At 72.2% G+C, this 20,330-nt stretch carries 16 protein-coding genes; 10 read left to right on the plus strand and 6 right to left on the minus strand.

The window, feature by feature from the left end:
* Positions 1-51 precede the first annotated feature (51 nt).
* The 3 genes from G3I60_RS38805 to G3I60_RS38815 all read left to right on the plus strand — a co-directional run bounded on the left by G3I60_RS38805 (position 52) and on the right by G3I60_RS38815 (position 5,464).
* A complete protein-coding gene (locus G3I60_RS38805; RefSeq protein ID WP_232485857.1) occupies positions 52-2,073 on the plus strand; it encodes an ATP-binding protein in 2,022 nt (673 codons plus the stop codon).
* 212 nt (positions 2,074-2,285) lie between these two features.
* Positions 2,286-3,884 (plus strand): PucR family transcriptional regulator, encoded by a 1,599-nt coding sequence (locus G3I60_RS38810; protein ID WP_164298109.1) that lies wholly within the window; start codon positions 2,286-2,288, stop codon positions 3,882-3,884.
* A gap of 134 nt (positions 3,885-4,018) precedes the next feature.
* On the plus strand, positions 4,019-5,464 hold the full coding sequence (locus G3I60_RS38815; RefSeq protein WP_138356707.1) for an aldehyde dehydrogenase family protein: 1,446 nt from the start codon (positions 4,019-4,021) through the stop codon (positions 5,462-5,464).
* Positions 5,465-5,560: 96 nt separating this feature from the next.
* On the opposite strand, the gene G3I60_RS38820 is transcribed toward G3I60_RS38815, so the two are convergent.
* The 4 genes from G3I60_RS38820 to G3I60_RS38835 all read right to left on the minus strand — a co-directional run bounded on the left by G3I60_RS38820 (position 5,561) and on the right by G3I60_RS38835 (position 9,256).
* A complete protein-coding gene (locus G3I60_RS38820) occupies positions 5,561-6,319 on the minus strand; it encodes an anti-sigma factor (protein ID WP_164298111.1) in 759 nt (252 codons plus the stop codon).
* Positions 6,316-6,903 (minus strand): sigma-70 family RNA polymerase sigma factor, encoded by a 588-nt coding sequence (locus G3I60_RS38825; protein ID WP_164298113.1) that lies wholly within the window; start codon positions 6,901-6,903, stop codon positions 6,316-6,318. The genes G3I60_RS38820 and G3I60_RS38825 overlap by 4 nt, the downstream gene beginning before the upstream one ends.
* 68 nt (positions 6,904-6,971) lie before the next feature.
* Positions 6,972-7,613 (minus strand): fasciclin domain-containing protein, encoded by a 642-nt coding sequence (locus G3I60_RS38830; RefSeq protein ID WP_164298115.1) that lies wholly within the window; start codon positions 7,611-7,613, stop codon positions 6,972-6,974.
* Positions 7,614-7,690: 77 nt separating this feature from the next.
* Positions 7,691-9,256, minus strand: a complete 1,566-nt coding sequence (locus G3I60_RS38835; RefSeq protein ID WP_239070818.1) for a molybdopterin-dependent oxidoreductase — start codon at positions 9,254-9,256, stop codon at positions 7,691-7,693.
* Between the two features lie 249 nt (positions 9,257-9,505).
* On the opposite strand from G3I60_RS38835, the gene G3I60_RS38840 reads away from it, so the two are divergent.
* The 7 genes from G3I60_RS38840 (at position 9,506) to G3I60_RS38870 (ending at position 18,671) form a co-directional block, all read left to right on the plus strand.
* Entirely contained in the window at positions 9,506-11,446 is a 1,941-nt protein-coding gene (locus G3I60_RS38840; RefSeq protein WP_164298117.1) for an acyl-CoA dehydrogenase family protein, read from the plus strand.
* A gap of 110 nt (positions 11,447-11,556) precedes the next feature.
* Positions 11,557-12,804: a 1-deoxy-D-xylulose-5-phosphate reductoisomerase gene (gene dxr / locus G3I60_RS38845; RefSeq protein ID WP_164298119.1), complete on the plus strand. Its 1,248-nt coding sequence runs from the start codon at positions 11,557-11,559 to the stop codon at positions 12,802-12,804.
* Positions 12,801-14,120 carry an RIP metalloprotease gene (locus G3I60_RS38850; protein WP_138356700.1) on the plus strand — a complete coding sequence of 440 codons (1,320 nt, stop codon included), beginning with the start codon at positions 12,801-12,803 and terminating at the stop codon, positions 14,118-14,120. The genes dxr and G3I60_RS38850 overlap by 4 nt, the downstream gene beginning before the upstream one ends.
* 95 nt (positions 14,121-14,215) lie before the next feature.
* Positions 14,216-15,370 carry a flavodoxin-dependent (E)-4-hydroxy-3-methylbut-2-enyl-diphosphate synthase gene (gene ispG / locus G3I60_RS38855; RefSeq protein ID WP_164298121.1) on the plus strand — a complete coding sequence of 385 codons (1,155 nt, stop codon included), beginning with the start codon at positions 14,216-14,218 and terminating at the stop codon, positions 15,368-15,370.
* A 125-nt stretch (positions 15,371-15,495) separates the two neighbouring features.
* On the plus strand, positions 15,496-16,341 hold the full coding sequence (locus G3I60_RS38860) for a GNAT family N-acetyltransferase (RefSeq protein WP_164298123.1): 846 nt from the start codon (positions 15,496-15,498) through the stop codon (positions 16,339-16,341).
* 16 nt (positions 16,342-16,357) lie between these two features.
* A complete protein-coding gene (locus tag G3I60_RS38865; RefSeq protein WP_164298125.1) occupies positions 16,358-16,915 on the plus strand; it encodes a GNAT family N-acetyltransferase in 558 nt (185 codons plus the stop codon).
* A 70-nt stretch (positions 16,916-16,985) separates the two neighbouring features.
* Positions 16,986-18,671 carry a proline--tRNA ligase gene (locus tag G3I60_RS38870; RefSeq protein WP_164608344.1) on the plus strand — a complete coding sequence of 562 codons (1,686 nt, stop codon included), beginning with the start codon at positions 16,986-16,988 and terminating at the stop codon, positions 18,669-18,671.
* A 13-nt stretch (positions 18,672-18,684) separates the two neighbouring features.
* Here the strand turns inward: G3I60_RS38870 and G3I60_RS38875 are convergent, their stop codons facing one another.
* A complete protein-coding gene (locus G3I60_RS38875) occupies positions 18,685-19,629 on the minus strand; it encodes an aminoglycoside phosphotransferase family protein (protein ID WP_164298129.1) in 945 nt (314 codons plus the stop codon).
* A gap of 110 nt (positions 19,630-19,739) precedes the next feature.
* Entirely contained in the window at positions 19,740-20,168 is a 429-nt protein-coding gene (locus G3I60_RS38880; RefSeq protein ID WP_164298131.1) for a ferritin-like domain-containing protein, read from the minus strand.
* Positions 20,169-20,330: the final 162 nt, after the last annotated feature.

The following is a 20,330-nucleotide window of genomic DNA, read 5'->3' on the forward strand; positions in this document are numbered from 1 at the left end:
CGGAAGGCCGCGCCCGCGACCCCGGTACCGAGGCCGGCGGGACCGCCGCCGATGCCACAGGCGCCACCGGTGTCCGCGCTGGAGACCTGGCTGCGCACCCCGCGCCACCACGACGCCCCGGGGATCTTCGCGTACGGCCACGTCCCGCGTCCCCCGGAGGACCCGGGCCGGCTCGCCGGCCGCCGGCTGATCGGCGGCGCGCTGCTGGCCCTGCTGTGCGGGCTGCTGGTCTGGTCGCTGCTCTGGAACTACTTCGGCAGCCTCTGGCTCAAGCCGATGTTCTGGCTCATCCCGGACGACTGGGCGTACACCGGCGACCGGGTCGCCTACACGATCGTCTCCAACACCTACTACCTGATCTGGATCGGTCTGCTGGCCTATGTGTTCGGCCGGGCCGGGCACTGGCCGGACGTCTGGCGCCGGTATGCCGCGCCCGCTCTGAGCCGGCTGTGGGACGAGCCGGCGCAGCCGGGGCTGCGGCCCGACGGGCAGCCCGTCGAGGACGATCCCGTCCAGTGGCCCGAGCTGCGGGCGGCCGGGCAGCACGCGGTGGCGGACCGGCTCGCGGGCGAGATCCGCAGCGGGCGGATGAACGACGTCGACTACACGCGGATCCAGCGGGCCTGGACGTCGGTACTGGCGGACCCGCGGCGGATCGACGCGTTCGCCGACACCGTGCTGCGGCAGGGCGCCGCGGCGTGTCTGCATCCTTCCGGCGCGCGCGATCTGCCGTTCCGCTCCGCGACGCACGATCTGCTCGGCGGCCAGGTGCGGATCGGCCTGGCACCGGCCGACGACCGCAATCCGTACCAGCACCGGGGCGCGGGGCTGGCGCTCGACCCGTCGCTGCTCGGCACCGGCCTGGTCGCCGTCGGCCCGCCCGGCTCGGGGAAGACCCGGCAGCTGGTCCGGCCGGTCGTCGAGTCGCTGTGCCTGCAGGCGCTGTCCGGCACCGCCGCGGTGATCGCCGTGGGCTCCGCGGGCACCGACCTGGGACCGGCCGACGCGTTCGACGTCGTCATCTCGCTCGGCGACCCCTCCTCGCGCTACGACCTGGACCTGTACGGCGGCAGCCCCGACCCGGACGCGGCCGGGAGCACCCTCGCCGAGGCGCTCATCGACGACGGCCCCACGCACGAGGCCGACATCCGGCGGGCCGCCACCGCGCTCTCCCAGCTGCTCGGCCCCTACCGCGCCGCCCACGGGCGCTTCCCCGCCGTGACCGAGCTGCGCGAGCTGCTCGACGGCATCCCGCACGCGTTCGCCGCGCTGCGCGGCGCGCTGGACCTGGCCGGGGAGCCGGGTCCGGTCCGTGAGCTGGAGGCACGGCAGCGGCAGGCGGGGCGGCCCGACGACATCGGCACCCTGCTCGCCGACCGGATCGCGCTGCTCGACCGGCCGGCCTTCGCGGGCTTCTTCGACGTCACCGGCCGGACCCGGCCGTTCTCCATGCACACCCTGGAGCACCCGCTGCGGGTCCGTATCGACCTGCCCGAACGCGGTCACGCCGAGGCGTCCCGGATCCTCGCGCGGCTCGTGCTGGCCCAGTTCACCGCCGCGGTCACCGGCCGCCGCGACCGGTCGCTCTTCGCCTGCCTGGTCCTCGACGACGCCGCGCACACCATCACCGGAGAGTCGGTGCGCGGACTGCAGCGGCTGCGGTCCGCCAACGCCGGGGCCGTGCTGGCGCTGCGGACGCTCGACGACGTCCCCGAGGCACTGCGCACCGCGCTGCTCGGCGCGGTCGGCTGCCGGATGGCGCTGTCCGGGATCACCACGTGGGACGGGAAGCGGTTCGCCGAGGCCTGGGGCACCACCTGGGTCGAGACCCGGGACGTGACGCGCACGCCCGACCAGTCCGGCGGTCTGCTGCGCCGCCTCAACCGCGGGGTGCGGCGGCTGTTCACCGGGGAGGCCGTCACCACCGAGTCGGTGACCGTCCGCAGCGTCGAGCGCGAGCGCTGGTCCGCCTCCGAGCTGGCCCATTCGGTGCCGGCCGGGCATGCCGTCGTCTCGCTCACCGCCACCGACGGCGAGCACGCCCCGCCGATACTGGTCGACCTCCGCGGCTGACGCCTGCTCCCGGCTGTCCGACACCTGATTCCTGACATCGCACGTGCGATATCGGACGGCTGATGCCGGGATCTGGACGGTGAGGCAGAATCGGAACCGGTCACCACTACCGGTCGGCCAAAACCCGAGTCCTTTGGGCCTTCCGGGCCCGGTGGGTCCCCGCGACCCCGCCGGCGCCGCCGGAAGCCCCCCGCCGGAGGCGACAGCGCGTCATGCCCCTCACTCTCGCCTCTCTCGTCCACCATTCGGCACTCAAGCTCGTGGTCCTGGCCGGCGGCGACCATCTGGACGCCACCGTGCGCTGGGTGCACACCAGCGAGCTGGACGACCCGGGACCGTATCTCGAAGGCGGCGAGCTGCTGCTCACCACCGGACTCAAACTCGCCGTCGACGACCCGGACAGCCTGCGCGGCTACGTGCGGCGGCTGGCGGACGCCGGGGTGGTCGGGCTCGGCTTCGGCGTCGGGGTGGGGCACGACGCGGTGCCGCCCGCGCTGGTCGACGCCGCGGCGGAACTGGATCTGCCGCTGCTCGAAGTGCCGCGCCGCACGCCGTTCATCGCGATCAGCAAGGCCGTGTCGGCGGCGGTCGCGGCCGACCAGTACCAGGCCGTCACCGCCGGCTTCGAGGCCCAGCGCGATCTGACCCGGGCGGCCCTCGCCCCGGACGGCACCTCCGCGCTGCTCGGCCGGCTCGCGCACCACCTCAACGGCTGGGCCGCGCTCTACGACGCGTCCGGCGCGGTGCTCGCCGCCGCCCCCGAGTGGGCGGGCCGCCGCGCCGCCCGGCTGACCGGCGAGATCGACCGGCTGCGGGACAAACCGGCGCCCGCCAGCGCGGCCGTGGCGGGCCCCGCGGGCACCGAGGACCGCGTCGAACTGCAGTCGCTGGGCACCGCGCGCCGGGCCCGCGGGTTTCTCGCCGTCGGCACCGAGGAGCGCCTCGACACCCCCGCCCGCTATGTCGTGCACGCCGCCGTCGCGCTGCTCACGCTCTCCCTGGAGCAGTCGCGGGCGCTCCAGGACACCGAGCAGCGGCTCGCGGCCGCCCTGCTGCGGATGCTGCTCACCGGGGAGAGCGAGCACGCCCGTACCGTCGCGGGCCGGCTCTACGGCGATCTGCTGGCGCAGCCGGTGCGGCTGCTCGTCGTGGAGCCCGCAGAACTCACCGCCAAGCCCGCGAAGGCGGCCAGGCCCGCCGCCCGTACCGGCCGCCCGGCGGTGGCGCTGGACTCGGTGGCGCTGCTGGCCGAGCGCGCGGAGGCCGCCGGCGCCCGCTCGGGCGAGCCGGTCATCGCCGTACGGGAGGGCCCCCGGCTGGTGGTGCTCGCCGCCGACGGTTCGGCCGTGCTCAAGGCCTGCACCGACTTCGCCGAGGCCGACGACACCCTGGCCGCCGGGCTGTCCGGGGCCGTCCCGGTGGCGGAGCTGCCGGACGCCAACCGGCAGGCGGAACGGGCGCTGGCTGTCGCGCTGCGGCGCGGCCGCAACCTGGTCGAGCACGGCGAGGTCGGTGCAGGATCGGTTCTCCCGCTGCTCGGCGACGACGCGGTCCGGGCGTTCGCCGAGGGGCTGCTGCGCCCGCTGCGCGAGCACGACGCGACCAGCCGCGGCGACCTCGTCGCCTCCCTCCAGGCATGGCTCTCGCGGCACGGCCAGTGGGACGCGGCCGCGTCCGACCTGGGCGTTCACCGGCACACCCTGCGCTACCGCATGCGCCGGGTGGAGGAGATCCTCGGCCGCTCGCTGGACGATCCCGACGTCCGGATGGAGCTGTGGCTGGCGATGAAGACGCTGCCGCCCGGCGAGTGACACAACGGAGTACCCGCCACGAGCGGTACTCCGCAGTGGACAAACGCCCCCGCGCCCCGCCCGGCCTACCGTGGACGTACGTGATCGATCACCACCCATCGGGATCACCACCCCATCGGAAGGGCCGGGCCGCTGTGAGCACCCCCACCGCATTCTGGCTCGCCGGCCGCAAGGCGACCGGCGAGGACAGCTTCGACGTCACCAACTCGTGGGACGGCCGGGTCGTCGGCACGGTCAGCGTTCCCACCGAGGCCCAGGTCGAAGAGGCCGTCGCGGCCGCCGAGGCCGTCCAGGCCGAGTTCGCCGCGACCCCGGCCCACGTGCGGTCCGCCGCGCTCGACCTCGTCGCCCAGCGGCTCGCGGAGCGCACCGAGGAGATCGCCCGGCTGATCACCGCCGAGAACGGCAAGCCGATCAAGTGGGCCCGCGGCGAGGTCGGCCGGGCCGTGTCGGTCTTCCGCTGGGCCTCCGAGGAGGCCCGCCGCTTCAACAGCGGCGAGGCGCAGCGGCTGGACACCGACGCCGGCGGCGTCGGCCGGCTGGCGCTGACCCGGCGCTTCCCGCGCGGCACCGTGCTCGGTATCGCGCCCTTCAACTTCCCGCTGAACCTCGTCGCCCACAAGGTCGCCCCGGCGATCGCGGTCGGCGCGCCGATCATCCTCAAGCCCGCCCCGGCGACCCCGCTGTCGGCCCTGGTGCTGGGCGAGATCCTCGCCGAGACGGGTCTGCCGGCCGGCTCCTGGAGCGTCCTTCCGGTCCCCAACGACCGGATGCCGGCCCTGGTGCAGGACAAGCGGCTGCCGGTGATCTCCTTCACCGGTTCCGACAAGGTCGGCTACCAGATCATGGATTCGGTGCCGCGCAAGCACACCACCCTCGAACTGGGCGGCAACGCCGCGGCCGTGGTGCTGGCCGACTGGTCCTCCGAGGAGGACCTGGAGTGGGCGGCCACCCGTATCGCCACCTTCGCCAACTACCAGGGCGGCCAGTCCTGCATCTCGGTGCAGCGGGTCATCGCCGACGCGTCGGTCTTCGACGTGCTCGCCGAGAAGGTCGTCGCCAAGGTCGCGGCCCAGGTCACCGGTGACCCGTCCGACGACGCCACCGACGTGGGCCCGCTGGTCGACGAGAACGCCGCGAAGCGCGTCGAGTCCTGGGTCGACGACGCGGTCGCCAAGGGCGCCAAGCTGCTCACCGGCGGCACCCGCGAGGGCGCCTCGTACGCCCCGACGGTGCTCACCGAGATCCCCGCGGACGCGATCCTCGCCACCGCGGAGGTCTTCGGCCCGGTCCTGTCGCTGCAGAAGGTCGACGGCGCCGACGAGGCGTTCGCGGCCGTCAACGACTCGAACTACGGCCTGCAGACCGGTGTGTTCACGCACGACCTGCAGACCGCCTTCCGGGCCCACCGCGAGCTGGAGGTCGGCGGCGTGATCATCGGCGACGCGCCCTCCTACCGCGCGGACCAGATGCCGTACGGCGGCGTGAAGGACTCCGGTGTCGGCCGTGAGGGCGTCTCGTACGCCATGGCCGACTACACCTACGAGCGGGTCCTCGTCCTGACCGGCCTGGACCTCTGAGACCGACGGACCACCCTCCACCGGCCGGGGCGCATGTGCGGTGCGCCCCGGCCGGTTTTTTCCTGCCCTGCCCTGCCCCGTTCCGGTCCGATCCGGTCAGGAAGGGATCGGTACGACCATCACCGGCGGTCCCGACGGGGTCGGTGAGCCGCCGGACGGTTCCACCGTCACCCCGACCGCGTCGGCGCCCCTCGGGCCGCCCGCCAGGAGCTGTGCGCCGTCGGTGCGGCCCGGAGTGACGAGACCGGCCGGGATCATCGAGCCGTTCTGGCTGTACCAGAGCTGGTAGACCCGCGCAGTGCCCAGCGGCGGCAGGTCGTGGTAGACGAACGCCGTCCGTCCGAGCCGCTGGGAGGAGACCACGGTCGCCCCACCGCCGCCCCGCATCGAGCCGGTCCGCAGGGTGGCATCGGGCGCCGCCATCAGCGTCTCCAGGTCGGAGGCGCGCTGCTCCGCCTGGATGTTGCCGTCCCGTGCCCGGTCGGCGTCCCGCTGGGCCTGGACGGCCCAGACCCCGGCGCCCGCGGCGATGGCGAGACAGGCCGCGGCGGCCAGATAGGGCAGCCGCTGCCGCCGGCGCGGGCCGCGCAACGGCACCACGACGGGTTCGACGACCAGCGGCGGCAGCTGCCGTACCTCGGGCAGCGACCACATGACGCGGTCCCGCAGCCCTGGCGGCGGCACCTGCGCCACCGCGAAGGCCAGCCGGGTCGCGGTCTCCCGCAGCTCACGCACCTCCTGGGAGCAGGCGGGGCACTCGGCGAGATGCCGGGCGAACTCCGCCGCCTCCGCGGGGGATAGGGCGTCCAACGCGTAGGCGCCGGTCAGTGTGTGCAGATCGGCGGAATCGTTCACGACGTCACCCCCAAGCAGTCCCGCAGACGGATGAGCCCGTCCCGGAGACGGGTCTTGACCGTGCCGAGTGCCGTTCCCAGCACATCGGCGGTTTCCCGGTAGGTATATCCCCGGTAGTAGGCCAGGTTCACCGACTCACGCTGGAGTTCGGTCAGCTGTCCCAGACAGCGGCGCACCTGTTCGCGCTCCAGCCGCCGCTCGACCTGCTCCGACACCTCGTCGAAGGCGGGGGAGTGGTCGCGGACCGCGGCCCGCTGCTCGCGGTCGGCGGAGGCCTGTGCCGAGCGCACCCGGTCGACCGCCCGCCGGTGGGCGAGCGTCATGATCCAGGCCATGGCACTGCCCCGGCCGGCGTCGAAGCGGGCGGCGCTGCGCCACACCTCGATCAGCACCTCCTGGGTGACCTCCTCGGACTGCGCGGGATCGCGCAGCACGCGGTGGGCCAGCCCGAGAACGGAACCGGCAACGGCCGTGTAGACGCTGTCGAACGCCTGCTGGTCCCCCCTGGAGACCCGTTCGAGCAGGGTCTCCAGGCTTCCGGGTCCCGGCGCCACGGGTCCGTTGTCGCGGGCTACCGCGTGCATGCGCACCTCCGAGCAATGGTTGTCACCATTGATTCGTAGCCGGGGCCCCGGCGGATTGGCCGTTCCGGTCAGGAAACCGGCGGCATCAGGACGGTGTCGATGATGTAGACGTTGGCGTTGGCGGTCTTGACGTTGCCACAGATCACGTTGGCGGTGTCATTGACCATGTACGAATCGCTGGAGCCCTTGGTCATGAGGGGCTCTTTCTCCAGGGTGGGGAACATACCGTTAGTGAGCTGGTTCGGGGTCAGCGGCTGTCCTACCACGTGGTAGGTCAGGATCTTGGTGAGCGTCTCCTTGTCGGCCAGCACCTTGTCCAGGTCCGCCTTCGGGATCTTGGCGAAGGCTTCGTTCGTCGGCGCGAAGACCGTGATGTTCTGCGCGCTGTTGAGGGTGTCGACCAGACCCGCCTGCGTCACGGCGGAGACCAGGGTGGACAGCGCGGGGTTGTGGGACGCGGCGGTGGCCACGGGGTCCTTGGCCATGCCCGCGAAGCTGCCCGCGCCGTCCTTGGGCACGCCGGCGCAGGCGTAGCCGAAGGGCGCGGACGCCTTCGTCGTGCCGTTGCCGGCGGCCGGTGCGACGGCGTTGCTGTTCGCCGCGTTGCTCTTGTCGCTGCCGCTGTCGGAACAGGCGGACGCGGTGACGGCGAGGACGGCGGCGGCGGCCGAGGCGAGGGCGGCACGACGGAAGCGGGTGGTGGTGTACATGACAGGTCTCCTCATGAGGGTTCCCGGTGGGACCGGGTGGTGATGGGTGGGGATGCCGGTGACGTGGTGCGCGGAGCTCACTCCACGGTGACCACCACCGAGTGCCAGCCCGTCGAACCGTCGGGCACGGTGCCCTGCCGGTCGCCGGTCTGGGTCCGGCCGGTGCGGTCCGTCGCGCGGACCTCGATACGGTGCGAACCGGGCTTGGCGTCCCAGAGGTACGACCACTGGCGCCAGGTGTCGGCGGTGTCCTCCGTGGCGGGCCTGGCGGCCTGCCACGCACCCCCGTCGATCCGCACCTCCGTCTTGTCGATGCCCCGGTGCTGGGCCCAGGCGACGCCCGCGACGGGCACGGGTCCCGCCTTCAGGGAGGCGAAGGGCCGGGGGGTGTCGATCCGGGACGACGTCTTGATGGGGGCCTGCGGGGACCAGCTGCGCCGGACCCAGTAGGCGTCGAAGTCGGCGAAGGTGGTCAGTTCCAGGTCGGTCAGCCACTTGCAGGCCGACACGTAGCCGTAGAGCCCGGGGACGAGCATCCGGACCGGGAAACCGTGGGTGAAGGGCAGCGGCTCGCCGTTCATCCCGACCGCGAGCATCGCGTCCCGGCCGTCGAGGACCGTCTCGACCGGGCTGCCGAGCGTCATCCCGTCCACCGAGCGCGCCACCAGCTGATCGGCGGGTCCGCCGGCGGACGGCGGACGGACCCCGGCCTCCTTCAGGAGTGCGGCGAGCGGCACCCCGATCCACCGGGCGTTGCCGGCGTACGGTCCGCCGACCTCGTTGGACACACAGGTCAGGGTGATGTCCCGCTCGATCAGCGGGCGCCGCAGCAGGTCCTGATAGCTGAACTCCAGCGGCTCGGTGACGCCCTTCCCATGGATCCGCAGCCGCCAGGTGTCGGCATTCACCTGGGGAACGGTGAGGGCGGTGTCCACCCGGTAGAAGGACGGATTGGGTGTCGTGAAGGGCTGCATCCCGGGGATCCGGAGATCGGCGCCCGCGGGTACCCGCCCCGCCGCCGACTGCGGGGCGGGCAGTTTCACGGAGTCGCGGGACGCGACGGCCGCGGCATCGGTGGAGTTCAGCCGCCGTCCGACGGTGCCGCCGACGGCGGAGAACGCGGCGGCCGCGGACGCGGCGACCAGGAACCCGCGCCGGTCGAAGGCACCGACGGGCCGCACTGGGCTCCCGGCGTCGTCCGTGGCAGGCGGGCCCTGGCCGTGGATCCGGCCGGCCAGCACCCACAGCACCGCCGCCCCGGCCAGTGCGCCGACGAGCGAGGGAAACGCGTCCGTCCACACCCCCACCGGCCGCCGGACCGCCGCCACCGCGCCGACCGCGCCGAAGACCGCCACACCGGCGACTCCCGCCGGCCGGTGGTGGACGGCGATCACGCCGATGACCGCGGCGAACAGCGCCAGCGCGGCCACGATGCCCAACTGCAGCACCAGCTTGTCCGAGGTGCCGAAGTGCCGGATCGCCCAGTTCTTCACCTCGACCGGAGTCGCGTCGATCGCCGTTCCGCCGATCGCCGTCACCGGCGACGCCTGTGGTCCGACGGCGATGGCCACCAGCTCGGCGGCGGCGAGCGAGACGGCAGCCGCCAGTTCTCCGCTCACCGCGCCGAGCAGCAGCTCGCGCATCCAGTTCCGTTTCACACAGGGCATTCGGAGCGGGTGGTGAGCCGGATTGGTCCCTCACCCGATCGGGTGAGCCGACGTGCCCGTGCTCCCGGCCGGTGCTGCGCGGGGGGTGGTGGCCGCACGGGAATTGGGGTAGATACGGGCAAGTAGCACCGATCGGTAACCCGGCGACCCCGGTAGCTCGCTGACCGGGTCTCCCGGCGGCCGACCGCGCCCGTACATCCCGACTCCGCGGCGAGGTGAGCCCTCTTGACCGCACCATCCGCACACAACGTTTCTGAACGCGAGGCCCGGCAGGTGGCCGAGGCCGCCCGCGAACAGGACTGGCGGAAGCCCAGCTTCGCCAAGGAGCTGTTCCTGGGCCGCTTCAGGCTCGATCTGATCCATCCCCATCCCATGCCGGCGCCCGACGACGTCCAGCGCGGCGAGGAATTCCTCGCCAAGCTCCGGGACTTCTGCGAGACGAAGATCGACGGGGCCCGCATCGAACGCGAGGCGCAGATCCCCGACGAGGTCATCAACGGGCTCAAGGAGCTCGGCGCCCTCGGTATGAAGATCGACACGAAGTACGGCGGCCTGGGCCTCACCCAGGTGTACTACAACAAGGCCCTCGCGCTCGTGGGCTCCGCCAACGCCTCGATCGGCGCGCTGCTCTCCGCGCACCAGTCCATCGGCGTACCGCAGCCGCTCAAGATGTTCGGCACCACGGAGCAGAAGGAGACCTTCCTCCCGCGCTGCGCGCGCACCGACATCAGCGCCTTCCTGCTCACCGAACCCGACGTCGGCTCCGACCCGGCCCGGCTGGCGACCAGCGCGGTGCCCACCGAGGACGGTTCCGCCTACGTCCTGGACGGCGTCAAGCTCTGGACGACCAACGGCGTCGTCGCCGACCTGCTGGTCGTCATGGCCCGGGTGCCGAAGTCGGAGGGGCACAAGGGCGGCATCACCGCCTTCGTCGTCGAGGCGGGCTCCGAGGGCGTCACCGTCGAGCACCGCAACGCCTTCATGGGGCTGCGCGGCCTGGAGAACGGGGTCACCCGCTTCCACCAGGTCACCGTCCCCGCCGACCACCGCATCGGCCCCGAGGGCGCCGGCCTCAAGATCGCCCTCACCACCCTGAACACCGGCCGCCTCTCGCTGCCCGCGATGTGCGTCGGCGCCGGGAAGTGGTGTCTGAAGATCGCCCGCGAATGGTCGCTGGAGCGCGAGCAGTGGGGCAAGTCCATCGCGAAGCACGAGGCGGTCGGCTCGAAGATCGCCTTCATCGCGGCGACCACGTTCGCCCTCGAAGCGGTTCTCGACCTGTCGTCGCAGATGGCCGACGAGGACCGCAACGACATCCGGATCGAGGCCGCCCTCGCCAAGCTCTACGGCAGCGAGATGGCCTGTCTGATGGCCGACGAACTCGTGCAGATCCGCGGCGGCCGCGGCTTCGAGACCGCCGCGTCCCTCGCCGCCCGCGGCGAGCGCGCCGTCCCCGCCGAGCAGGTGCTGCGCGATCTGCGCATCAACCGCATCTTCGAGGGCTCGACGGAGATCATGCACCTGCTGATCGCCCGCGAGGCGGTCGACGCCCATCTGTCCGTCGCGGGCGACCTCATCGACCCCGACAAGAGCCTCGGCGACAAGGCGAAGGCCGGCGCCAGGGCCAGCGGGTTCTACGCCCGCTGGCTCCCCAAGCTCGTCGCCGGCGCCGGCCAACTGCCCACGTCGTACGCCGAGTTCCACCCGGACGGCTACCCGGACCTGGCCACCCACCTGCGGTACACCGAGCGCAGCGCGCGCAAGCTCGCCCGTTCGACGTTCCTGGCCATGGCGCGCTGGCAGGGCCGGATGGAGACCAAGCAGGGCTTCCTCGGCCGCATCGTCGACATCGGGGCGGAGCTCTTCGCGATGAGCGCGGCCTGCGTACGCGCCGAGATGCTGCGCTCGTCCGGCGAGGAGGGCCGGGCCGCGTACCAGCTCGCCGACGCGTTCTGCCGGCAGTCCCGGATCCGTGTCGAGGAGCTCTTCACCCGGCTGTGGTCCAACACCGACGACCTGGACCGCAAGGTCGTCGACGGCGTGCTCGGCGGTACCTACACCTGGCTGGAGGCCGGCATCGTCGACCTCAGCGGCGACGGCCCCTGGATCGCCGACGCCACCCCCGGCCCCGCCACGACCGAGAACGTCCACCGCCCCATCCGCTGAGCCCATCCGCTGACCCGGCTCCCGCGTACCGCTCCGCCCGCGGACCCGCCCGGGACCCGGCACCCGCATCCCCTGTCCGAGCTGACAGGGGATGCGGCCACAATGGGGGGATGACGGACTCCCTCGCAGACCCGCATCACCGCGAATTCGTGGCCGCCGCCGACACCGACGGGCCCCGGGACATCGTGATCCTCGGCTCCACCGGTTCGATCGGCACCCAGGCCATCGACGTGGTGCTGCGCAACCCCGACCGCTTCCGCGTGGTGGCGCTGTCCGCCGCCGGCGGCCGGATCGAGCTGCTCGCCGAGCAGGCCCACCAGCTGCGGGTACGGACCGTGGCCGTGGCGGACGAGGACGCCGTCGAGCCGCTGCGGCAGGCGCTCGGCCGGCAGTACGGCGCCGGCGGGACGCTCCCCGAGATCCTGTCCGGCCCCGACGCCGCGACCCGGCTCGCCGCGAGCGAGTGCCACTCGGTCCTCAACGGCATCACCGGTTCGATCGGGCTCCGCCCGACGCTGGCGGCCCTGGAAGCCGACCGGGTGCTGATCCTCGCCAACAAGGAGTCGCTGATCGTCGGCGGCCCGCTGGTGAAGGCGCTCGCGAAGCCCGGGCAGATCATCCCGGTGGACTCCGAGCACTCCGCGCTCTTCCAGGCGCTGATGGGCGGCACCCGCGAAGAGGTCCGCAAGCTGATCGTCACGGCCTCCGGCGGCCCGTTCCGCGGCCGCACCAAGGAGGAGCTCGCCGGCGTCACCCCCAAGGACGCACTCGCGCACCCGACCTGGGACATGGGCCCGGTCATCACGATCAACTCCGCGACCCTGGTCAACAAGGGTCTGGAGGTCATCGAGGCACATCTGCTCTACGACATCCCCTTCGACCGGATCGAGGTCGTCGTCCATCCGCAGTCGTACATCCACTCGATGGTGGAGTTCGCCGACGGCTCGACCCTGGCCCAGGCGAGCCCGCCCGACATGCGGATGCCCATCGCGCTCGGCCTCGGCTGGCCCCGGCGGGTGCCGGATGCCGCACCCGCGTTCGACTGGTCGAAGGCGTCGACGTGGGAATTCTTCCCGTTGGACGACGACGCGTTCCCAGCGGTGGCTTTGGCGCGACATGTAGGTAGCCTCGGTGGCACCGCACCCGCGGTGTTCAACGCGGCGAACGAGGAATGCGTCGATGCCTTCCTCGCCGGCCGGCTGCCCTTCACGGGGATCGTGGACACCGTCGCCCGGGTGGTCGAGGAACACGGCCATCCGGATCCGGGAACTCGGCTGACCGTCGAGGACGTCCTTGAAGCGGAAGCGTGGGCACGGGCCCGCGCACGGGAACTGGCTACGGAGGCTGCACGGGTATGACGGCACTCATGTGGGGCGTCGGGATCGTCATCTTCGTCGTCGGTCTGCTGTTCTCCATCGCCTGGCACGAGCTCGGCCATCTCTCCACCGCCAAGCTCTTCAAGATCCGTGTGCCGCAGTACATGGTCGGCTTCGGGCCGACGATCTGGTCGCGGCACAAGGGCGAGACCGAGTACGGCTTCAAGGCGATCCCGCTCGGCGGCTACATCCGCATGATCGGCATGTTCCCGCCCGGCGCGGACGGCAAGGTCAGCGCCCGTTCCACCTCGCCGTGGCGCAGCATGATAGAAGACGCCCGTTCGGCCGCCTACGAGGAGCTGCAGCCGGGCGACGAGACGCGGATGTTCTACACGCGTAAGCCGTGGAAGCGCGTCATCGTCATGTTCGCCGGGCCGTTCATGAACCTGATCCTGGCGGTGGCGCTCTTCGCGGTCTCCCTGATGGGGATCGGCGGAAACGTCACGACCACGTCGATCGGCAGCGTCTCGGAGTGTGTGGTCAAGGCCTCCGCGGCGACCGACAAGGCCACCAAGGCCGATGTCTGCCCGAAGAACGCCGTGGCCCCGCCCGCCAAGGCCGCCGGCTTCAAGGCCGGGGACAAGATCGTCTCCTTCAACGGCAAGCCGGTCAGCGACTGGGACGACCTGTCGGACCAGATCCGCGACACCATCGGCCCGGCCACCGTCGGCGTCCTCCGGAACGGGCAGCAGCTCACCCTGCACCCGACCCTGGTCAAGAACACGGTGAACAAGAAGGACAGCGACGGCTTCCCGATCAAGGGCCAGTACGTCGACGCCGGATTCCTCGGCTTCAGCCCGGCCAACGGCGTCAGGACGCTGACCTTCGCCGAGTCCACCGATCGCATGGTCTCGATGACCAAGAACTCGATCCGCGGTATCGCCGACATCCCCTCGAAGATCCCCGCGCTGTGGGGATCGGCCTTCCAGGGCAAGGAGCGCACCGTCGACCAGCCCGTCGGCATGGTCGGTGTCGCCCGGATCGGCGGCGAGGTCTTCTCGCTGAAGATTCCCGCGACGCAGCAGATCGGCGTCATGATCAACCTGCTCGCCGGGGTGAACCTGTCGCTGTTCCTGTTCAACATGCTGCCGCTGCTCCCGCTCGACGGCGGTCACATCGCCGGCGCACTGTGGGAGTCGCTGCGCCGCAGGCTGGCCAAGCTGACCCGGCGCCCGGACCCGGGCCCCTTCGACGTGGCCAAGCTGATGCCGGTCGCCTATGTCGTCGCAGGCATCTTCATCTGCTTCACGGCATTGGTGCTCGTCGCCGATGTCGTCAATCCGGTGACGCTCTCCTGACGGATGCGGGAGACGTGGGCGGGTTGCCGTAACCTCGGTAAACGGAGCCCGCCCACGCCGGGACCTTGTTCCACACCCTTGGGGATGCCAAGCACATGACCGCGATTTCGCTCGGAATGCCCGACGTTCCGATCAAGCTCGCCGACCGCCGCCACAGCCGCAAGATCCAGGTCGGGTCGGTCGCGGTGGGCGGGGACGCGCCGGTTTCGGTCCAGTCCATGACGACGACGGTGACGGCGGACATCGGGGCGACGCTCCAGCAGATCGCCGAGCTCACCGCTTCCGGCTGCCAGATCGTGCGGGTGGCCTGCCCCACGCAGGACGACGCCGACGCGCTCGCCACCATCGCCAAGAAGTCGCAGATCCCGGTGATCGCGGACATCCACTTCCAGCCGAAGTACGTCTTCGCGGCGCTCGACGCCGGCTGCGCGGCCGTCCGCGTCAACCCCGGAAACATCAAGCAGTTCGACGACAAGGTCAAGGAGATCGCGAAGGCGGCGGCTTCGGTCGGCACCCCGATCCGGATCGGCGTCAACGCGGGCTCGCTGGACCGCCGGCTGATGGAGAAGTACGGCAAGGCCACCCCCGAGGCGCTGGTCGAGTCGGCGCTGTGGGAGTGCTCGCTGTTCGAGGAGCACGGCTTCCGTGACATCAAGATCTCGGTGAAGCACAACGACCCGGTCGTGATGGTCAACGCCTACCGGCTGCTCGCCGCCAAGTGCGACTACCCCCTCCACCTCGGTGTCACCGAGGCCGGTCCCGCGTTCCAGGGCACCATCAAGTCCGCCGTCGCGTTCGGCGCGCTGCTGTCCGAGGGCATCGGCGACACCATCCGCGTCTCGCTCTCCGCCCCGCCGGTCGAGGAGATCAAGGTCGGCCTGCAGATCCTGGAGTCGCTGAACCTCAAGCAGCGCCGCCTGGAGATCGTCTCCTGCCCGTCCTGCGGCCGTGCCCAGGTCGACGTCTACAAGCTCGCCGACCAGGTCTCCGCCGGCCTGGAGGGCATGGAGGTGCCGTTGCGCGTCGCCGTCATGGGGTGCGTCGTCAACGGCCCCGGTGAGGCCCGCGAGGCCGACCTCGGTGTCGCGTCCGGAAACGGCAAGGGCCAGATCTTCGTCAAGGGCGAGGTCATCAAGACCGTGCCGGAGTCGAAGATCGTGGAGACCCTGATCGAAGAGGCGATGAAGATCGCCGAGCAGATGGAAGCGGACGGCATCGCGTCCGGCGAGCCCCAGGTCAACGTGAGCTGACCGGGGAAGGCCGCTGAGGCCACCTCCGCGAAACTCCCCTCCGCGAGGTAAAGTGCGAAGATCTACCCCCGGCTGTGTGGCCGGGGGTACCCCCGCCCCCCGCGGCCTGTAGGTGAGGCGCACACGTGTTGACGACGACGACCGCGAAGGTCCTGGAGGCCGGCGAACTCGACGCCGCCCTCGAAGTGCTCGACCGCGACCCCGTGTCCAACGCGTTCGTCGCCTCCCGTGTGAACGTCGCGGGCCTCGACCCCTGGCGCCTCGGCGGCGAGATGTGGGGCTGGTACTCCGGCGGCCGGCTCACCTCCCTGTGCTACGCCGGCGCCAATCTGGTGCCGATCTGCGCGGGCCCGGAAGCCGTCCGCGCCTTCGCCGAGCGGGCCCGCCGGGCGGGCCGCCGCTGCTCGTCGATCGTCGGACCCGCCGAGCCCACCACCGAACTGTGGTCGCTGCTCGAACCCAGCTGGGGCCCGGCCCGGGAGATCCGCAGCCGTCAGCCGCTGATGACCACCCGGGCGCTGCCCGCCGGCATCACCCCCGACCCCCTCGTCCGGCGCGTCCGCCGTGACGAGATGGATGTGATCATGCCCGCGTGCGTGGCCATGTTCACCGAAGAGGTCGGCGTCTCCCCGCTCGCGGGGGACGGCGGGCTGCTCTACCAGGCCCGGGTCGCCGAACTCGTCACCGCCGGACGGTCGTTCGCCCGCATCGAGAACGGCCGGGTGGTCTTCAAGGCCGAGATCGGCGCCGTCACCCGGCACGCCTGCCAGATCCAGGGCGTCTGGGTGGCGCCGGAGTACCGGGGGCAGGGTTTGTCGGAGGCGGGGATGGCCGCCGTGCTGCACTACGCGCTGCGGGATGTGGCCCCGGTCGCCAGCCTGTACGTCAACGACTTCAACGCACCCGCCCGTGCCTCCTACCGCCGGGTGGGATTCACCGAGGTCGGAGCCTTCATGAGCGTGCTGTTCTGACGTAATGTCCCGTCCCATGGAAGATGTCGTGGTCGGCCGTCTGGACCTCGAGGAACGGGTCGACGAGGCGCTCGCCGTACAGGCCCTCGCCTTCGGTCTCGACGACGACGAGATCGCCATCCGCCGCCAGATCGTCGTGCGGCATCTCGCCTGCCCCGGCGCCCGCGCCCTCGGCGCCACCACCGAGGACGGACGGCTCGTCGGCTTCGTCTACGGCATGCCCAACGACCGCGCGCACTGGTGGTCCACCGTCGTCGAGCCTTATCTGCGGCACCGCGGCACCGAGCAGTGGCTCGACGGCTCCTTCGTCATCACGGAGCTGCACGTACTGCCCGCCTTCCAGGGGCTGGGCATCGGACGGCAGCTGATCACCACCATCACCGACACGGCCACCGAACCGCGCAGCACCCTCTCCGCGATCGACGTCGAGAGCCCCGCCCGCCGGCTCTACCGGGCGCTCGGCTACCAGGACCTGGCCCGTCCCGTGCACTTCCCCAGCGCGACGAGCCCGTACGCGGTGATGGGCGCGCCCCTGCCGCTGCGCCGCCCGGACCGGCCCCGGGATCCGGCATAACGCATTTCCGTGCCGCCGGACGGGCTGGATATCCTCGCGGGAATCCCCGTCAAGCCCCTGGAGAGCCACCATGGTCCTGCGCATGTCCCGTCTGATGCTCAAGACACTGCGCGACGACCCGGCCGACGCCGAGACCGCCAGCCACAAGCTGCTGGTCCGCGCCGGTTTCGTCCGCCGCTCGTCGGCGGGCGTCTGGATCTGGCTGCCGCTCGGCAAGCGGGTCCTGGAGAACGTCTCCCGCGTCGTCCGCGAGGAGATGGACGCGATCGGCGGCCAGGAAGTGCTGCTGCCCGCGCTGCTGCCGCGGGAGAACTACGAGACGACCGGCCGCGCGGGCGAGTACGGCGACCTGCTCTTCCAGCTCAAGGACCGCAAGGGCGCGGACTACGTCCTCGGCCCGACCCACGAGGAGATCTTCACCCAGGTGGTGAAGGACCAGTGCACGTCCTACAAGGACCTGCCGGTGATCCTCTACCAGATCCAGACGAAGTACCGGGACGAGGCCCGCCCGCGCTCCGGCGTGCTGCGCGGCCGTGAGTTCCAGATGAAGGACTCGTACTCCTTCGACACCACGGACGAGGGGCTGGCCGAGGCGTACCGGGCGCACCGTGACGCGTACATCCGGATCTTCACGCGGCTCGGCTTCGACTACCGCATCGTCTCCGCGGTCTCCGGCGCGATGGGCGGCTCGGCGTCCGAGGAGTTCCTCGCTCCGGCCGCGGCCGGCGAGGACACCTTCGTGGACTGTCCGGCTTGCGAGTACGCGGCGAACACCGAGGCCGTCACCACGGTCGTGCCGCCCGTCGAGGGCGTGGAGCACGGCCCCATCGAGCAACTCGACACCCCCGACACCCCGACCATCGAGACCCTCGCCGCGCACCTGGGCGTCCCGGCGTCCGCGACGCTGAAGAACCTGTTGGTGAAGGTCGACGGCAAGATCACCGCCGTCGGCGTCCCCGGTGACCGCGAGGTCGACCTCGGCAAGCTCGGCGAGCACCTCGCCCCGGCCGTCGTCGAGCTGGTCACCGCCGAGGACTTCGAGGGCCGCCCGGAGCTCGTCCGCGGCTATGTGGGACCGCAGGGCCTGGGCATCGACTACATCGCCGATCCGCGCATCGCCCCCGGCACCGCCTGGATCACCGGCGCCAACACGAGCGGCAAGCACGCCCGCAACGTCGTCTGCGGCCGGGACTTCGAGGTGGACCGCTACCTCGACGTCGTCACCGTGCGGCCCGGCGACCCCTGCCCGCGCTGCGGCGCCGGACTGCGGCTGGACCGTGCGATCGAGATCGGTCACATCTTCCAGCTCGGCCGCAAGTACGCCGACGCCTTCCAGCTCGACGTACTCGGCCAGCAGGGCAAGCCGGTGCGGGTGACCATGGGCTCCTACGGGATCGGCGTCTCCCGTGCGGTCGCCGCCCTCGCCGAGCAGACCGCCGACGGCCAGGGCCTGTGCTGGCCGCGCGAGGTCGCCCCCGCCGATGTGCACCTCGTCGCGGCCGGCAAGGCCCTGCAGACCGAGCTGGCGCTGGAGGTCGCGGAGAAGCTGCACGCCGCAGGTGTCCGGGTGCTGCTCGACGACCGCGCCGGGGTCTCGCCGGGCGTGAAGTTCACCGACGCGGAACTCATCGGTGTCCCGCAGATCCTCGTCGTCGGCCGCCGCGCGGCCGAGGGCGTCGTGGAACTGAAGGACCGCCGGTCGGGCGAGCGGGTCGAGCTGACGGTCGACGAGGCGCTCGCCCGGCTGACCGGCTGACCGGCGACACGGACTAGAGCCAGCTGGCGAACTCCAGCAGGAGTTCGCCGGCCTGGCTGTCGCCGACCGACAGCGCCCAGACGCCCGCCTCGACGGCCCGGAAGTGGCTCCAGCCGCGCAGCCGCTCCGGGTCCACGTCGAGCGCGGCGCCGAGCTTGGCGACCCGGCGGCGGGCCGCCGCCTGCGGGCCAGGGGACGCGGCCAGCGTCTCGACCCGGTCCCGGACCAGCCAGGCGAGGTCGTACGCCCGCTCGCCGACCAGCGGCTTGGGGTCGATGGCCAGCCACGGGCTGCGCTCGGCGGCCAGGACGTTGCCGTGGTGGTAGTCGCCGTGCAGCAGCACGTCCTCGGCCGGACCGGCCAGCAGCTGCTCGCGCAGCGCCAGCGCCTCGTCGATGAGCGGGCGCACCTCCGCCGCCCAGGGCTGCTCACGGCGCTCCCGCAGGTGGTCGGCGAGACCGGCGGTGCAGTCGGCGACCGAGGTGAACGGATGGCCCTCGGCCGGCGCCACCCACAGCCGCTGCAGGGTGGCCGTCGCCTCGAGCATCGCCTTGGGCTCCGGCAGGGAGCGCAGGGACACCTCGCCCTGCAGCCGCTCCAGCAGCATCGCGCCCAGGGCGGGCTCCGCGCGCAGCAGCCGGACCGCGCCGCGGCCGTCCCAGTGGGCGAGCGCGGCGTGCTCGTGCTCGGTCTCGGGGGTGACCATGCCCAGCTTGAGCACGGCGGGGGTGCCGTCCGCCGTCCGGACGAGCACGATCATGCTGATCTGGCCGCCGGGGGTGAACACCCGCTCCGGCCGCAGTTCCCACCGCTCCAGCGTTCCGGCCACCCGGCCCGGCAGCGCCGCGAGCCACTCCCGGCCGGCGTCGCCCTCCCAGGCCCCGATCGTGCGGACCAGCCGGTCGGGCGGGTCCAGCGGAATGGTGCCGGGGCCGCCGGGCTGCGGTGCTGAAGCCATGGTTGTGCTGTCCCTCCGTGGATCTTTCGCGGGCGGGCGTCCCCGCGGGGGGATGCCTTCCCGTTCTGCCGTGTCCTACAGCCCTGACACGGCTCCTTGCGGTGCGGCTCTCACGGTGCGCTCCGCTCGGCCAACCCGGGGAAGGCTACGCTGCCGCCGCGCCACCGCACGGCACGCACCGCCGCCTCACGCAGCGCTCCGGCCGCGTCCCGGCGCGGCTCCCCGGTGGCCGCGCGCACCACATCCCCGTACACACCGGCGACCCGGTCCTCGATCACGGCGGCCAGCCGTACGGCCGCCGCGCTGTCGGTGACCGGGAACGGCAGTGCGTACCCGGCGTCCGCCGGCACCGGTTCCGCGCCGAGGTCCCGCACGGTGCGACTCAGCGCGTCGCGGCGGGCGCGGTGCGAGTCGTAGGCCGCGCGGGCGTCGGCGGCGCGCGGCTTCGCGACCCGCGCACCTATCACCCCATAGGCGTAAACCGCGGCGTGTTCCGCGGCGAGCGCCGCCTGGACCGCGTCCAGGGTCCGCTGTGTCATTTCGTCAGCCCTTCCCCGTCAGCAGGACGACGTGCGCCGCCCCGGCGGCGGCCACCGAGGCGAGCAGCCGGGCCAGCTCGGGCGGTGCGTCGAGCAGCGCGGTCGCGCGGGCGTCCGCGAGCCGGCGTTCGGCGGCGGCGAGCGCCCCGAGCGTGGGGGGAG

Origin of the sequence: Streptomyces sp. SID13666, assembly GCF_010548325.1 — a bacterium.
Lineage (GTDB): Bacteria > Actinomycetota > Actinomycetes > Streptomycetales > Streptomycetaceae > Actinacidiphila > Actinacidiphila fildesensis.